This window comes from Bacillus cereus group sp. MG1 (assembly GCF_040460035.1).
GTDB lineage: Bacteria > Bacillota > Bacilli > Bacillales > Bacillaceae_G > Bacillus_A > Bacillus_A cereus.
Genome location: NZ_JARVGY010000001.1, coordinates 3,265,721 through 3,280,000 on the forward strand (window position 1 = coordinate 3,265,721; position 14,280 = coordinate 3,280,000).

A 14,280-nucleotide genomic window follows, 5' to 3' on the forward strand; every position below is an offset into this window, starting at 1 on the left:
AGCGTTTGCCCGCGGTTCCACCCTAGTTGATACACAAAAGGTGCATCCACTTTATCATGTATTGCTCAGGACTGCCGTTTCCTTGCGGCTTCAGGCTTTCACTATCCCTGAATCGCTTTTTATGCAAGTACTTATAAGTCCGTCATCGCTACTTATATTAATAATAATGAACATATTCTAACACGTTCTTTTTTAAATCTCAATAGAGGAACGCGTCTATCTATGATAGAGTCTCGCCTATTTTTTCGTTATTTATTCGGTAATTTTGTTTAATATGCTTAATTGCTTCGCGCTTACTTAATGGAGCGAGCTCATTGTTTTGCACGTATTCCCAAACTACATCCGGATTTGTTTTTGCATATTCACGAAGGACCCAGCCAATTGCTTTTTGAATGAAAAATTCTTTTGAAGAATGTAGTTGTCCAATAATCCAGAAAAGAAGTTCTTCATCCATCTTTTGTTTATATTTGAGTTGGAATAAAATAGTGGCACGTTGTAACCAAATGTTATCTGATGCAATCCATTTTGGGATATAGGCAGAAATCAATTCTGGATGTTGTAAAAAGATATTACCTAAAAATGTAGGTACGATGCTATCGACAGTGTCCCACCAAGATTTTGTTACAATCAATTCTTCTAAGAAGGGGATATGTGTTTCGTTTATATGCTTTTTATATTTTTGCATAATATCAAGTGCAGCCGCTTGGAATTCACGTTCTGGTAAGTCCCAAAGTTCACGTACGATAATTTGGAAGTCTCTTTTATCTGGGAGAGTATGTATTTGAATGATGTCTTTTAATAATTGGTGTCTTTCCGGTGTTTGAATACCTAGAAATGGGAAGTGATTTTTCATATAACGAGCCATAGGTTCTGCTTTTTCAAGATTTTGATGAGCTGTAAAATGCTCTTGTAATGCTTTTACAAATGGATGCATACGTGTTTCTCCTCTCTTATTCTCTTTCTTCTCTTATTATACAAAGAGTTTGGATAAATTTTAAAACATAACTTGCAATGTAATGAAATATGTTGAAAGTAGAGAGGAGAGGATAAGATGGAGGATCAAGGCGTACTAGCAGGTTTCTTTGCTCTTAGTTTTGCGTTTATTCTTGTTATATTGATTTGGGCAATTATTTCATATTTGTTAACGGCTTTTGCACTTTATTCGATGGCGAAAAATGATGGTGCAACGGACGGGGTGCTTGCGTTTATTCCGTTTTTGAATAGTAAGACGTGGGGGGACTTAGCGAAAGATAAATTACCAGATTTTTTGAAAGAAGAAGCAGGGTGGAAAGTATTCGGCATATATGTTGCATGTTTCATTTTTAATTTCGTACCAATTATAAGTTTACTAGCAACAGCTGTATCGATTGTATTGTCCATTTATCTTATCTACGCTATTTTAGACAGATACGGAACGAACTCTATATTATTTACGATTATTCATGTAATCACATTTTCGGTGTTCTTACCGATTCACTTATTTATTATTCGAAATGAACCGGTGAGATATAAAGAGTAGATTTTTCATTTTTGTTGATAAGTAGCTATAAGTAAAAAAGCGCCCTGATTATCAGAGCGCTTTTTCTACTACATAAGGTAGCGTAAATAAATATAAATGTGAGAAATGATTAATGAAACGATCATAATTGGGAAACCGACTTTTAGGAAGTCCATGTAACTAAATTTATGTCCTTCGCGGCTCGCGATACCTGCAACGATTACGTTAGCAGAAGCTCCGATTAATGTTCCGTTTCCGCCCAGACAAGCACCTAGTGCTAATGCCCACCATAATACATCGATTTGTGCGTCAGATGGTGATAAGCCTAGCCCAACTGCCATATCGTTAATAAGTGGAATCATTGTTGCGACGAATGGGATGTTATCAATTGTTGCAGAGGCGATACCAGATACCCATAAAATAAGGATGGATGCGTAAGAAATATCTCCGCCTGTTATACCAATTACTTTTTGAGCTAACATTTTGATAAGACCGATATCGATAAGTCCTCCAACAAGTACGAATAACCCTGCGAAGAAGAAGATTGTTACCCACTCTACGCTTGCAAATACTTCTTCAATTTCATGCTCTTTCACACCAATTAACATAAGTACAGTAGCACCAGTTAAGGCGATAATAGCGGCATCGATATGGAAAATAGAATGAGTCATGAAACCTACAATTGTAAGTCCAAGTACCGTTAAAGATTTTTTCATTAATACTGGGTCTTTAATGTATTGTTTTTCATCTAAGCTCATTAATTTTTTAACTTGTACAGGATCGGCAATTAATTGTTTGCGATACATGAAGTAAAGTATTATCGCTGTAACTGCAATAATAATAATTACAATAGGTGCTAGATTCAATAGGAAAGCATTGAAGTCTAAATGCTTATTTGCAGAACCAATCATAATGTTAGGTGGATCACCAATTAATGTTGCTGTTCCTCCAATGTTTGAAAAAATAATTTCAGAAAGTAAATAAGGAACAGGATTTACTTGCAGTATGCGCGTAATAGATAAAGTAACTGGAACAACAAGAAGTACAGTTGTAACGTTATCTAAAAATGCGGAGCCAAGCGCGGTAAGTAAGGAAAGTGAAATTAAAATTTTAATTGGATTTCCTTGTGCCCCTTTTGCTGCTTTAATGGCAACGTATTGGAAGACACCTGATTTACTCGTAATGTTCACCAAAATCATCATACCGATGAGTAGCGTAATCGTTCCCCATTCAATATGTTTCGTAAAGGCGTTATGTAAATCGACGACCCCCACAATTACCATGAGTGCTGCACCAAGAAGTGCGATGACAGCGCGATTAATTTTTTCAGAAATAATAATGGCATATGTAATTAAAAAGACTGCGATAGCAAAATAATACTGCCAGTTAGCGAGTTCTTGCGTTGTTTCGTGCAAAAATCTCATCTCCTTTCATTCACTTTTTCTTAGTGTGTCAAAAATGCTCTAGAAGAAACACACATAACGTCATTATAAAGTAGGAAAATGGCGGATGTAAATGAAAGGAGAGATTTTGTCATATTTTCTGCATAGGTCATTTTTTCTTATTTTTTAAAATATTTGTGGGCATTTGACATATATATAAGATACATCCAATCTGAATATTTAAAATGGAATTAGCATTCGAGCTTGTTCGTGTAGGAGTGTCAAATAGAAAGGAATGACAAAAATGATAAGGAAGGGATCGTATGGATGAACAACGATTTTTATTTTTAGACTTTGAGTTTACGATGCCCCAGCATAGAAAGAAACCGAAAGGATTTTTTCCAGAGATTATTGAGGTAGGACTCGTTTCAGTTGCTGGCTGTAAGGTAGAAGATACGTATTCATCACATGTTAGGCCGAAAACATTTCCCTCTTTAACGGATCGATGTAAGAAGTTTTTAGGAATAAAACAAGAAGTCGTGGATAAAGGGATTTCATTTCCTGAACTCGTTAAGAAGCTTTCAGAATACGAAACGAAATGTAAACCGACAATTGTAACGTGGGGAAATATGGATATGAAAGTGCTGAAGCATAATTGTGAAATGGCAGGGATAGCTTTTCCATTCTTCGGACAGTGTCGTGATTTATCTCTTGAGTATAAGAAGTTTTTTGGAGAAAGAAATCAAACAGGATTATGGAAAGCAATTGAGGCGTATGGAAAAGTAGGGACAGGGAAGCATCATTGTGCGCTTGATGATGCAATGACGACGTACAACATTTTTAAACTAGTAGAAAAAGATAAAGAGTATTTAGTAAAACCAGCACCTCCAACATTAGGAGAACTTGTTGATTTTTCAAAAGTGTTAAAGAAAGTGAGCACACAGTAACGACCAAATTGCACATTATGTAATTTGGTCGTTTTGTTTTTTAGAGTTTGTAGTCTTTCTTTAACTGTTCTAATGTTTCTAGACTACGCTCTGCAAAAGGTGAATCATCTTCAGAAAATGAATTCATTTGAGTTTCTAATGCTAATTTTAGTGAATCTGTATAATCCGGAATTTCTCCTTCATATTTCTTCACCATTTGTTCTGGAATGTTCGTTTGCTCACGAAAAGCTAAAGCACGTCTTTCGTGGAAAAATGGTACGTCAGCTTGTTTTACGTTATGTAAGTCACCTTGCACCGGATGCTTTAAAACAGCTAATACTTTTACGACGTAACTGCCAGGGCGGCTATTTGTAACCTCACCAATGTATTTTCCTGTTTTATAAATACCAGTAACGATTTCACCAATTTCAAATGTTTCTCTCATATTTTTCACCTCAAGTTTATAGTAAGGAAAGTGAGGGAAGGAGTCAAAGAAATCCTTCGTTTTCAGAACGCCCCTTGAGAATATGGGGAGGTTGCACTATAATTTAAAAAAATATAACAGAAAATTCTGATGTTTTATAAATCCTATAATAAGGAGTGTTCTATATGATGCCTTTATATTTTCCGGAAGATAAAACAGAATATATTATTCCGGGGATTGTTTGCGTTCTATTTATTATCGGTGCTATTGCCACGTGGCGCATGTTTATTCGTATATCAAAAAGAGAAGCAGACCGATTACAGAAAGTTGAAGAAAAACTATTAGCTGAAAAGAAACAGTAACTCATTTTTGTATGTTTCCTTCTATGCTCGGACAATCTAAGGGCAGAATATATTTTGGAGGGAATAAAATGAAAAAACGGCTTTTTTTCAGTTGTTGTTTACTATTTCTGATGGCAGGTTGTGACCAAGGAAAGCCGAAAGAAATTGACGTGAAATTACATAATGCTTCAGGTGATGAAGTGGGGACTGCGAAAGTAACTCAGCAAACAAGCGGAGTGAAAATTAAGATTAAAGGGGAAGGTTTCACGCCAGGCCCGCACGGCATACATGTGCACGAAATTGGTGAGTGTAAAGCACCACGATTTGAATCATCTGGGAATCATTTTAATCCTGATAATAAAAAGCATGGACTCCTTAATCCGAAGGGTGCAGAAAACGGTGATTTACCGAACGTAGTTGCAGATGGTTCTGGAAAGATTAAAGCAGAAATCGATGCACCTCACATTACACTTGAAGAAGGGAAAACGACGATTCATAGAAAAGATGGAGCGTCTATTATTATTACAGAAAACCCTGATGATGGTATGACACAACCGACAGGTAAATCAGGGGATCGAATTGCTTGTGGCGTAATTGTAAAAAAAGCATCGGATATGAAGAAAAAGTAAAAGCTACCGTGAATGGTAGCTTTCTTTGTGAAATGTAATTGAAAATATATCAGCGATTATTGGAATATATCGACTGTAACTCAAATTATATCGGCGATTATTGGAATATATCGACTGTAACTTGAAATATATCGATTTACCGACAAAATATGACAAAGGAGTCTGCCCCAAGAATGATTCGGGACAGACTCCTTTCTTATTATGAAAACGTATGACGCAGTCTGTTTAAAATTTCTTCTAAAACAGATCGTGGACAGCCGATGTTAATTCGAATATGTTCTTCGCCACCTAACCCGTATTTCTCACCAGGTTCAACGATGATTTTTCCTTTTTCCTCAAGTAGTGCGGTACGCTCGTTTTGAGAAAGCTTTAGACGAGAACAATCAATCCATAATAAAAAGCTACCTTCTGGCTTCGTTACGGAAAGAGCAGGTATGTGAGTTTTAATATATTCACAAGCAAATTGAGCATTATCTTCTATATATAATCGAATTTCGTTTAGCCAATCATTACATTCTGTATAGGCGCTTTGCATCGCTGTATAAGCGAAGATATTTAACCCGTGGAAGCCTTGTCTATACTGGATGGCTGTAAAGGCATGACGGAGCTTTTCGTTTGGAATGATAATGATCGACGCTTGTAATCCAGCGATATTAAATGTTTTACTTGGAGCCATGCAAGTGATAGTGCGCTCTGCTAATTCTTCAGATAAGGAAGCGAACGGTGTATGTGTATGGTCTGCATAAATGATATCGGAATGAATTTCATCTGCCACAACGATTACGTCATATTTAGTACATAACGATCCGAGCTGCACAAGTTCCTCTTTCGTCCAAACGCGTCCGATTGGGTTATGAGGGCTACAAAGAAGCAAGAGTTTGATGCCTTGCTGAAACTGCTTTTCTAAATGCTTGAAGTCTATCACATATGTATCATTTTGTTTCTGTAATGGACTCACGCATAACTGCCTGTTGTTTGTTGTGACCATTTCGAAAAATGGAGGATAAATAGGTGGTTGTACGAGAACAGATTCGTTTTCTTTGATGAAAGCCTGTATGCTCGTACTAAGAGCTGGAACGATTCCGGCGCTAAAGACAATCCATTCTTTTTGAATATCCCAGTTGTATTGTTGTTTTGTCCAGTTACAAATAATATCTCCAATATTTTCGGGAGGAAGTGTATAGCCAAAAATCGGATGTTCGATTCGTTGTTTTAAGGCAGTTTGAATTGGTTTTGGTACTTCAAAATCCATATCAGCAATCCAAGCATGGATAAGTTCTTCGTTTTTATATGTATCCCATTTTATACTATGCGTTCCACGTCGATTGATTGCTTTATGAAATAGTTGCATAAGTTTGCTCCCTTCTTCTGTAAAACCAATAAGTTATGAAAGTTCTCTCTCTTCTTATAGAATAGCTGATGTGATAGGATAAAGAAAAGTATTAAAAAGTGAAAAGGCGGGAAGCGAATGGGTACATATGAAAAGATGATAGAGGTTGTGAAGAATTGGGATCCGTTTCAAATGGGACCGGAGTTTTATGAAACAGAAGCGAGCGATGTTGTGAGCGTCATAAGTGTGTTTGACGATCCAAAATATATCGCAAAGAAGATTCAACATATATACTTTATGTCTTTTGAGGAAGTACCTGCGCTTGAAAAATGTGAGAAATTAGCTGTGGAATTACTTGTAATAAAAGAAGGCGGAAGCTGTTCATTATAGGCTGTCGGGATTTCCGACAGCCTTTTTTATATTATCCCGCTATCTGCTGGGTAGTAAGACCTTCACCTCAAAATTTAGCGGAAGCAAAGAAGTTAGGTGGAGGCTGATTAAAGTTTCATTTTATTGCGCGGAAAAAGCGATAATTTCTTCATAAACATGTTCAGGCTTTTCTTCAGGTAGTAAATGTCCTGTATTTTCGTAAGAAATAAATTTTGAATTCGGTAAATCTTTGTGTAGACGATGACCTACATGTACAGGGACGACGCGGTCTTTTTCACCCCAAATGAGTAGGATAGGTGTTTCGATTTTTTGTAATTCAGTTGAAGATAAGTCACCTTCACGGTCTCGTATCATGCGAGTTAAAGCGGGAAATATACGGTCGTCATAAAAAGGAGCGGAGTAACCTTTTTTCATTTCATCGTCAATTAATGAGTGATCATGAACGACATTCATTAAGTTATGAACAATGCCGCGCCTTATAATCCAGTTCTTTACGTATAAATGAAAGAACGGTAAATAAGAAGAGTATAGTAAAGGTAAGGTTGCGCGCGCTAAATAGCTCGAGCTACATAGTAAAATCGTCTTTGAAATGAGTTCAGGACGTATACGGTTTACATAGAGAGAAATTTGCCCACCCATAGAATGCCCAACTAATACAATGTTTGAGAGAGATAAATGTTCAATTAAATCAATAATAATCGTTGCTAAATTGTGATAAGAATACTTAAACAGATGAGACTTATCACTTTTTCCGAACGGTGGCAAATCAAGAGCAATGACTGTTCCTTCCTTCGATAGTAAAGGAATTAGACGGCGGTAACTGAATGAGGAAGATAAAAAGCCGTGAACGAGTATGAAAGTAGGACGTTCTGTTTTATTATCATGTTCATACAATTCGTAATGAACAGTAGTGCCGCGAGTGGAAAAAGTGAAATAAGGACAAGTATATTTATGATTCATTTTTTGTCACTCCATTGATTTTTGTTCATATCATCTCCAAGGAAGAAGAAAATATGTTAACAAAAAAAGGCAAGATGACGATGTCATCTTGCCTTTCGTTTATTCAGTATTACCCGCGAACAATATTAGGCGGTGTTTTTCCTTGTAACCCTGCAACTAAATTTTCAGCGGCGGTCATGGCCATTTGCTGACGAGTTTTTAATGTTGCAGATCCGATATGTGGTAAAGTCACAACATTTTGTAATGATAAGAGTGGATTATCTTTTTGAATCGGCTCTTGTGTAAATGTATCGATACCTGCTGCAAAGATTTTCTTTTCTGTTAAAGCATGGATTAACGCTTTTTCATCTACTGTTTTGCCGCGAGAAGCATTAATGAAGATTGCTGTGTCTTTCATTAATGAAAATTCCTTTTCTCCGATAAGGTGATATGTTTCATCTGTTAATGGAGTAAGAAGAACAATAAAGTCAGACTGATTCAGTAGCGTCTGTAAATCACAATATGTAGCATCGAATTTTTGTTCAGCTTCTTCTTTACGACGGCGGTTATAGTAAAGAACATTCATATCAAATCCGAATTTTGCTCGTTTTGCAACGGCTTCTCCAATTCGGCCCATACCGATAATACCAATTGTGCTATGGTGTACATCTAGTCCGAAGTGTTCTTTTCCGATTTCAGCGTTCCATTCACCATTTTTCACGTAAGAATCGAGTTCGCAAACGCGGCGCCCAGCTGATAGCATAAGGGCGAAAACGAGATCAGCTACTGTATCATCTAATACGTATGGTGTATTTGTTCCGATAACATTTCGGTTTTTCATCGCTTGTAAATCAAAATTATCGTAACCGACAGAAATGTTGCTCACTACTTTTAAGTTAGGAGCTACTGTCAGTAATTCTTCATTAATAGCAGATCCGAAATTTAATAACCCATCTTTATCTTGTATTTTCTCTAATAGAATATCACGAGGTACTTTCTCATTTTGATCCCATTTTTCATAATCACAGTGTTCTGATAAATAGTTTTCTACAAATGTTGGAACTGGTTCAGCAATATAAACTTTTGGTTTCACGGTTCCATCCCCTTTCGCTTTATCCCGCATTTTTCCGCTGATTAAAGTTTCACTTTATTTTGACATAATTCAATAGAAAAATCTTCTTTTCAAACTTGAAAGGGTATTTGTATAATTTAGACACAAACGAAAAGGAAGGATGATTTATATGGTGACAGAAAAAGAATTAGAATTATTAGCTTGTCTTGAAAAGAGTAGTCGATTATCTGTAGATACATTAGCGAAGCTGTTAAATATAGAAGTAGAAGAAGTAAAGAAGATGGTTGCGAGATTAGAAAATGAAAAGATTATTGTGGATTATGTAACACATATCGATTGGACGAAAGTGAAAGAACATACAGGTTTAACGGCAATGATCGATGTGAAAGTTACGCCAAAGCATGGCGTTGGATTTGATGCGGTTGCTGAGCAAATTTATCGTTATTCAGAAGTGAAATCCGTTTATTTAATGTCAGGGACATATGATCTTTCTATTACATTAGAAGGGAAAACGATGGGGGAAGTAGCGATGTTTGTTTCTTAGAAATTAGCAACAATTGAATCTGTCGTTTCTACAACTACTCATTTCATTTTGAAGAAGTATAAACATGAGGGTGTTATTTATGAAAAAGACGATGATGATAAGCGAATTGTGGTGACACCATGAAGCAATTTGAACTATCTAGATCAGCAGAATCTTTAAAACCATCTGGTATTCGAAAATTTTTTGATTTAGCAGCAAATATGAAAGGTGTTATCTCCCTCGGGGTAGGAGAGCCAGATTTTGTTACCCCTTGGAATGTAAGGCAAGCATGTATTCGTTCTTTGGAACAAGGGTATACGTCATATACAGCAAATGCAGGATTATTAGAGCTCCGTCAAGAAATAGCAAAGTATCTAAAAAAACAATTTGCAGTATCTTATGACCCAAGTGATGAAATCATTGTTACAGTTGGAGCGAGCCAGGCGTTAGATGTAGCGATGCGCGCCATTATAAATCCTGATGATGAAGTGCTCATTATTGAACCAAGCTTCGTTTCTTATGCACCACTTGTGACATTAGCTGGAGGAGTTCCGGTTCCTGTGGCGACTACTTTAGAAAACGAGTTTAAAGTACTACCAGAACAGATTGAAGCAGTTATTACAGCGAAAACAAAGGCGATTTTGCTTTGTTCACCAAATAACCCGACAGGTGCAATGCTAAATAAATCCGAGCTTGAAGAAATAGCAGTGATTGTTGAGAAGTACAATCTAATTGTATTATCTGATGAAATTTATGCAGAGCTTGTATACGACGAAGTATATACAAGTTTCGCGAGTATTAAAAATATGCGTGAGCATACGATTTTAATTTCGGGATTTTCAAAAGGGTTTGCGATGACAGGATGGCGTCTCGGTATGATTGCAGCTCCTGTTCAATTTTCAGAATTAATGCTCAAAATCCATCAGTATTCAATGATGTGTGCACCGACGATGTCTCAGTTTGCAGCACTTGAGGCGTTACGCGCAGGGAACGATGAAGTGATTCGAATGAGAGATAGTTATAAGAAGCGTCGTAACTTCATGACGAAATCTTTCAATGAAATGGGCTTAACGTGTCATGTGCCAGGCGGAGCATTTTATGTTTTCCCTTCTATATCTTCAACAGGATTATCTTCAGCGGAATTTGCAGAACAGTTATTGCTGGAAGAAAAAGTGGCTGTTGTCCCTGGTACCGTATTTGGCGAAAGTGGTGAAGGTTTTATTCGTTGTTCTTATGCAACATCGCTTGAACAACTTATGGAAGCAATGAAGAGAATGGAACGGTTTGTAGAGAATAAAAAAAGGACAAAACGTAATACGTTTTGTCCATAAAAGGGGGGGAATACTAGAAAGCCATGTGTTAGTAGTCTATCCCAATATTGGATAATTATACTTCTTTAAGGGAAATTTTTCATGAATTTTGAATGAGTTCTGTCATAGTGGTATAATTTACTAATATAAGGTATACGCATTCTAGATAACGTTATCTAGAATGCGTACTAACCAATCGGATATTTAAAATAAATATATCTGCTTTGCTCTCTATAATTGTAGAGAGAATGGTAAACGTATGGGAGTGTTTCATATGTCAGAACAATATACAACAGGAGTGGTTGTAACAGGGAAAGTGACTGGAATTCAAGATTACGGTGCGTTTGTAGCGTTAGATGCAGAAACACAAGGGCTTGTGCATATATCTGAAATTACAAATGGATATGTAAAGGATATTCATGACTTTTTAAAGGTCGGCGATACAGTAGAAGTAAAGGTACTTTCAATTGATGAAGAGCACAGAAAAATGAGTTTATCGTTAAAAGCGGCGAAAAGAAAACAAGGAAGGATTCTTATACCGAACCCATCTGAAAACGGATTTAATACGCTGCGAGAAAAGTTGGCAGAATGGATTGAAGAGTCCGAGTTAACAAAGTAAAAGAGGAACGCATATGAGCGTTCCTCTTTTACTTTATCTTATGATATATATTTGCAAATATGATTGCATGCAATCATATTCGTATGTCGGAGGTGAAAGGACATACTGATTATCGAATTTCGTTTGTTTCTGGGTGCGTACCAAGATTTTCAGATGGTTTAAACAGTAAACCAAGGTTGATAAGCCCAGATATACCAACGATGCCGTAAATAATACGTGCAAGAGCTGAATTTTGTCCACCGAAAATGGCTGCTACTAAGTCAAACTGGAAAAACCCGATTAGTCCCCAGTTCACAGCGCCAATTACAGTAAAGACTAATGCGATACGTTGTAAAGTACTCATGAAAAAGCCCCCCTTAATTGTGAAGCATGAGCAAGCGATGAGTTAATTAACTCTTTTATAGAATGGGGTAGTTATGTTGTTTTTATACATAAAAAATGTTTGAAAGAAGATGTATATACATCTATACCGAAAAATGCGAATTTTTATGCAAAAAATGAACTTTTTCTAAAAAATATATATTGGTTACGTTTACAATGTTTGAATCGCTTGATTTACAACTTCAGTTTCGCTAAAGTGAATACAGAAATACATATCCATAATTGGAGGGAAAAAGATGAGTACACATGTAACGTTCGACTATTCTAAAGCGTTATCCTTCATCGGTGAACATGAAATCACTTATTTACGTGATGCAGTGAAAGTAACACATCACGCAATCCACGAAAAAACTGGAGCTGGGAACGATTTCCTTGGGTGGGTAGACCTTCCGCTTCAATATGACAAAGAAGAATTTGCTCGCATTCAAAAATGCGCAGAAAAAATTAAAAATGACTCTGACATTTTACTTGTTGTAGGTATCGGTGGTTCTTACTTAGGAGCACGTGCAGCAATCGAAATGTTAAACCATTCTTTCTACAACACGCTTTCTAAAGAACAACGTAAAACTCCACAAGTGCTATTTGTTGGACAAAACATTAGCTCCACTTACATGAAAGATTTAATGGACGTATTAGAAGGTAAAGACTTCTCTATTAACGTTATTTCCAAATCAGGTACAACAACAGAGCCAGCACTAGCATTCCGTATCTTCCGTAAGTTATTAGAAGAAAAGTATGGAAAAGAAGAAGCTCGCAAACGTATTTATGCAACTACAGATAAAGCGCGTGGTGCATTAAAAACATTAGCTGATAACGAAGGTTACGAAACATTTGTTATTCCAGATGATGTTGGAGGTCGTTTCTCTGTATTAACGCCAGTTGGTTTATTACCAATCGCAGTAAGTGGCTTAAATATTGAAGAGATGATGAAAGGTGCAGCTGCTGGTCGTGATGACTTCGGAACATCAGAACTAGAAGAAAATCCAGCTTACCAATATGCAGTAGTTCGTAACGCTTTATACAATAAAGGAAAAACAATTGAAATGCTTGTTAACTATGAACCAGCACTTCAATACTTCGCTGAGTGGTGGAAACAGTTATTTGGTGAAAGTGAAGGAAAAGATCAAAAAGGTATTTTCCCATCTTCAGCAAACTTCTCAACTGATTTACACTCATTAGGTCAATACGTTCAAGAAGGTCGTCGTGACTTATTTGAAACAGTCCTTAAAGTAGGCAAATCTACACATGAACTAACAATCGAATCAGAAGAAAACGATTTAGACGGATTAAACTACCTTGCTGGTGAAACTGTAGACTTCGTAAACACAAAAGCATACGAAGGTACATTACTTGCACATAGCGACGGGGGAGTACCAAACTTAATCGTCAATATTCCTGAATTAAATGAGTACACATTCGGTTACCTTGTATACTTCTTCGAAAAAGCATGTGCGATGAGCGGCTACTTATTAGGCGTGAATCCATTTGACCAACCTGGAGTAGAAGCATATAAGAAAAACATGTTTGCTTTACTTGGTAAACCAGGATTTGAAGAATTAAAAGCAGAATTAGAAGAGCGTTTAAAATAATAAAAAGCGACCGGATTCCGGTCGCTTTTTATTATTTTATCGAAAAGTCCATCAGTATATTCAAACTAAAGTGGGTATGCTAAAGGAAAAGTCTAGGAGGGATGGGCTTGATTCCGATTCAATCAAATTTAGAAGGACGTACATATGCGTTATATAAATTAGAAGAGATTATGAAACCACTTGGATATAGCATTGGTGGTAATTGGGATTATGATAAAGGATGCTTCGATTACAAAATCGATGAAGAAGATGGGTATCAATTTTTACGAGTGCCATTTACAGCCATTGATGGAGAACTAGATGTACCAGGCGTAATAGTTCGTCTTGGAACGCCGTATATTCTTTCGCACGTATATCAAGACGAACTAGATGATAATGTGAATACTTTAACAGCTGGAACAAGTGGAATGGATCAATTTGCTGAGCCGAAAGATCCAGATGGAGATGTGAAAAGAAAATATATCAATATTGGGAAAGTGCTCATGCAAGAATTAGAGCGTCATTTTACTAATGGTGAATAACAATGAGTATGTCGCTTTCAATGAGAACAAAGGAATGAACTGGATTAATCATATATTGTTCGTCGCGCTTTATACCTAGTAAGAGAATGTTTTGCTTTAAAAGAGTATAGCTACAATTGGCAAAAGTTTGTCCGGTGCAGGACGATGGAAGCTTCATCAGTTGTAATTTATTATCAGAGATTTCGTCGTAAAGTGAAAATAGTACACCTGAAATGGAAGGGAATAAAAGAGAAGCGGTAAATACATAGCTCGTTAATTTATTTCCTTCTATAATTTCTGACGCGCCAGCTCTCGTTGCATTTTGTATTTGTTCAGAAGTAAGAAGTTCAGCGATGCAGTGAATGTTTGGGTTGAGCCCTTTTGCAGTTAAAATATTTAAAATGGACTGTGTATCCGCTAAGCTTTC

17 protein-coding genes and 1 pseudogene (1 of these 18 running past the window's edge) are annotated in these 14,280 nt (G+C 36.6%); 10 read left to right on the forward strand and 8 right to left on the reverse strand.

The window, feature by feature from the left end; genetic code table 11:
- Nucleotides 1-220 precede the first annotated feature (220 nt).
- Entirely contained in the window at nucleotides 221-934 is a 714-nt protein-coding gene (locus QCI79_RS17055) for a DNA alkylation repair protein (protein ID WP_000553301.1), read from the reverse strand.
- A 117-nt stretch (nucleotides 935-1,051) separates the two neighbouring features.
- On the opposite strand from QCI79_RS17055, the gene QCI79_RS17060 reads away from it, so the two are divergent.
- On the forward strand, nucleotides 1,052-1,519 hold the full coding sequence (locus tag QCI79_RS17060; protein WP_000390061.1) for a hypothetical protein: 468 nt from the start codon (nucleotides 1,052-1,054) through the stop codon (nucleotides 1,517-1,519).
- A 68-nt stretch (nucleotides 1,520-1,587) separates the two neighbouring features.
- Here QCI79_RS17060 and QCI79_RS17065 read toward each other — a convergent pair whose 3' ends face one another.
- Nucleotides 1,588-2,913, reverse strand: a complete 1,326-nt coding sequence (locus tag QCI79_RS17065; RefSeq protein ID WP_000545231.1) for an ArsB/NhaD family transporter — start codon at nucleotides 2,911-2,913, stop codon at nucleotides 1,588-1,590.
- A 290-nt stretch (nucleotides 2,914-3,203) separates the two neighbouring features.
- Between QCI79_RS17065 and kapD the strand changes: the two genes are divergently transcribed.
- On the forward strand, nucleotides 3,204-3,827 hold the full coding sequence (gene kapD, locus QCI79_RS17070; RefSeq protein ID WP_000344358.1) for a 3'-5' exonuclease KapD: 624 nt from the start codon (nucleotides 3,204-3,206) through the stop codon (nucleotides 3,825-3,827).
- 40 nt (nucleotides 3,828-3,867) lie between these two features.
- Here the strand turns inward: kapD and kapB are convergent, their stop codons facing one another.
- A complete protein-coding gene (kapB, locus tag QCI79_RS17075; RefSeq protein ID WP_001209340.1) occupies nucleotides 3,868-4,251 on the reverse strand; it encodes a kinase-associated lipoprotein KapB in 384 nt (127 codons plus the stop codon).
- A 164-nt stretch (nucleotides 4,252-4,415) separates the two neighbouring features.
- Here kapB and QCI79_RS17080 point away from each other — a divergent pair, with 164 nt between their 5' ends.
- Nucleotides 4,416-4,592, forward strand: a complete 177-nt coding sequence (locus QCI79_RS17080; RefSeq protein ID WP_000982755.1) for a hypothetical protein — start codon at nucleotides 4,416-4,418, stop codon at nucleotides 4,590-4,592.
- A 68-nt stretch (nucleotides 4,593-4,660) separates the two neighbouring features.
- On the forward strand, nucleotides 4,661-5,200 hold the full coding sequence (sodC, locus tag QCI79_RS17085; protein ID WP_000746503.1) for a superoxide dismutase [Cu-Zn]: 540 nt from the start codon (nucleotides 4,661-4,663) through the stop codon (nucleotides 5,198-5,200).
- 199 nt (nucleotides 5,201-5,399) lie between these two features.
- Here the strand turns inward: sodC and QCI79_RS17090 are convergent, their stop codons facing one another.
- Nucleotides 5,400-6,551 carry a MalY/PatB family protein gene (locus tag QCI79_RS17090; RefSeq protein ID WP_001175814.1) on the reverse strand — a complete coding sequence of 384 codons (1,152 nt, stop codon included), beginning with the start codon at nucleotides 6,549-6,551 and terminating at the stop codon, nucleotides 5,400-5,402.
- Between the two features lie 117 nt (nucleotides 6,552-6,668).
- Here QCI79_RS17090 and QCI79_RS17095 point away from each other — a divergent pair, with 117 nt between their 5' ends.
- Nucleotides 6,669-6,920 carry a YugE family protein gene (locus QCI79_RS17095; protein WP_000537645.1) on the forward strand — a complete coding sequence of 84 codons (252 nt, stop codon included), beginning with the start codon at nucleotides 6,669-6,671 and terminating at the stop codon, nucleotides 6,918-6,920.
- A 120-nt stretch (nucleotides 6,921-7,040) separates the two neighbouring features.
- On the opposite strand, the gene QCI79_RS17100 is transcribed toward QCI79_RS17095, so the two are convergent.
- Together QCI79_RS17100 and QCI79_RS17105 are read right to left on the reverse strand one after the other, a co-directional pair.
- Nucleotides 7,041-7,880 (reverse strand): alpha/beta fold hydrolase, encoded by an 840-nt coding sequence (locus QCI79_RS17100; protein WP_001015858.1) that lies wholly within the window; start codon nucleotides 7,878-7,880, stop codon nucleotides 7,041-7,043.
- Between the two features lie 109 nt (nucleotides 7,881-7,989).
- A complete protein-coding gene (locus QCI79_RS17105; protein ID WP_002005894.1) occupies nucleotides 7,990-8,982 on the reverse strand; it encodes a 2-hydroxyacid dehydrogenase in 993 nt (330 codons plus the stop codon).
- 118 nt (nucleotides 8,983-9,100) lie between these two features.
- Between QCI79_RS17105 and QCI79_RS17110 the strand changes: the two are divergent.
- The 3 genes and pseudogenes from QCI79_RS17110 (at nucleotide 9,101) to yugI (ending at nucleotide 11,383) form a co-directional block, all read left to right on the forward strand.
- Nucleotides 9,101-9,598 (forward strand): annotated as a pseudogene (locus tag QCI79_RS17110) (Lrp/AsnC family transcriptional regulator).
- Entirely contained in the window at nucleotides 9,595-10,785 is a 1,191-nt protein-coding gene (locus QCI79_RS17115) for an aminotransferase (RefSeq protein ID WP_000808527.1), read from the forward strand. The pseudogene QCI79_RS17110 and the gene QCI79_RS17115 overlap by 4 nt, the downstream one beginning before the upstream one ends.
- A 253-nt stretch (nucleotides 10,786-11,038) precedes the next feature.
- Complete coding sequence (yugI, locus tag QCI79_RS17120; RefSeq protein ID WP_000003764.1) at nucleotides 11,039-11,383, forward strand: S1 domain-containing post-transcriptional regulator GSP13; 345 nt, start codon at nucleotides 11,039-11,041, stop codon at nucleotides 11,381-11,383.
- A 109-nt stretch (nucleotides 11,384-11,492) separates the two neighbouring features.
- On the opposite strand, the gene QCI79_RS17125 is transcribed toward yugI, so the two are convergent.
- Nucleotides 11,493-11,726 (reverse strand): DUF378 domain-containing protein, encoded by a 234-nt coding sequence (locus QCI79_RS17125; protein WP_000105788.1) that lies wholly within the window; start codon nucleotides 11,724-11,726, stop codon nucleotides 11,493-11,495.
- 274 nt (nucleotides 11,727-12,000) lie between these two features.
- On the opposite strand from QCI79_RS17125, the gene QCI79_RS17130 reads away from it, so the two are divergent.
- Together QCI79_RS17130 and QCI79_RS17135 are read left to right on the forward strand one after the other, a co-directional pair.
- Nucleotides 12,001-13,353, forward strand: a complete 1,353-nt coding sequence (locus QCI79_RS17130) for a glucose-6-phosphate isomerase (protein ID WP_000103658.1) — start codon at nucleotides 12,001-12,003, stop codon at nucleotides 13,351-13,353.
- 107 nt (nucleotides 13,354-13,460) lie between these two features.
- Nucleotides 13,461-13,874: a YugN-like family protein gene (locus QCI79_RS17135; RefSeq protein WP_000612334.1), complete on the forward strand. Its 414-nt coding sequence runs from the start codon at nucleotides 13,461-13,463 to the stop codon at nucleotides 13,872-13,874.
- On the opposite strand, the gene QCI79_RS17140 is transcribed toward QCI79_RS17135, so the two are convergent.
- A protein-coding gene (locus QCI79_RS17140; RefSeq protein WP_000842321.1) for a potassium channel family protein crosses the window boundary here: on the reverse strand, nucleotides 13,861-14,280 show its final stretch. It continues 576 nt past the right edge of the window; only the last 420 of its 996 coding nucleotides appear in the window; its start codon lies off the right edge, out of view; the stop codon is at nucleotides 13,861-13,863. The genes QCI79_RS17135 and QCI79_RS17140 overlap by 14 nt on opposite strands.

Excerpts from the sequence above, each read along its gene's own strand:
- kapD (WP_000344358.1), top strand. The coding sequence starts at position 3,204 with ATGGATGAACAACGATTTTTATTTTTAGACTTTGAGTTTACGATGCCC.
- QCI79_RS17105 (WP_002005894.1), bottom strand. The coding sequence starts at position 8,982 with ATGCGGGATAAAGCGAAAGGGGATGGAACCGTGAAACCAAAAGTTTAT.
- QCI79_RS17080 (WP_000982755.1), top strand. The coding sequence starts at position 4,416 with ATGATGCCTTTATATTTTCCGGAAGATAAAACAGAATATATTATTCCG.
- QCI79_RS17095 (WP_000537645.1), top strand. The coding sequence starts at position 6,669 with ATGGGTACATATGAAAAGATGATAGAGGTTGTGAAGAATTGGGATCCG.
- QCI79_RS17055 (WP_000553301.1), bottom strand. The coding sequence starts at position 934 with ATGCATCCATTTGTAAAAGCATTACAAGAGCATTTTACAGCTCATCAA.
- QCI79_RS17100 (WP_001015858.1), bottom strand. The coding sequence starts at position 7,880 with ATGAATCATAAATATACTTGTCCTTATTTCACTTTTTCCACTCGCGGC.
- QCI79_RS17125 (WP_000105788.1), bottom strand. The coding sequence starts at position 11,726 with ATGAGTACTTTACAACGTATCGCATTAGTCTTTACTGTAATTGGCGCT.
- sodC (WP_000746503.1), top strand. The coding sequence starts at position 4,661 with ATGAAAAAACGGCTTTTTTTCAGTTGTTGTTTACTATTTCTGATGGCA.
- kapB (WP_001209340.1), bottom strand. The coding sequence starts at position 4,251 with ATGAGAGAAACATTTGAAATTGGTGAAATCGTTACTGGTATTTATAAA.
- QCI79_RS17090 (WP_001175814.1), bottom strand. The coding sequence starts at position 6,551 with ATGCAACTATTTCATAAAGCAATCAATCGACGTGGAACGCATAGTATA.
- QCI79_RS17060 (WP_000390061.1), top strand. The coding sequence starts at position 1,052 with ATGGAGGATCAAGGCGTACTAGCAGGTTTCTTTGCTCTTAGTTTTGCG.
- QCI79_RS17130 (WP_000103658.1), top strand. The coding sequence starts at position 12,001 with ATGAGTACACATGTAACGTTCGACTATTCTAAAGCGTTATCCTTCATC.
- QCI79_RS17115 (WP_000808527.1), top strand. The coding sequence starts at position 9,595 with ATGAAGCAATTTGAACTATCTAGATCAGCAGAATCTTTAAAACCATCT.
- yugI (WP_000003764.1), top strand. The coding sequence starts at position 11,039 with ATGTCAGAACAATATACAACAGGAGTGGTTGTAACAGGGAAAGTGACT.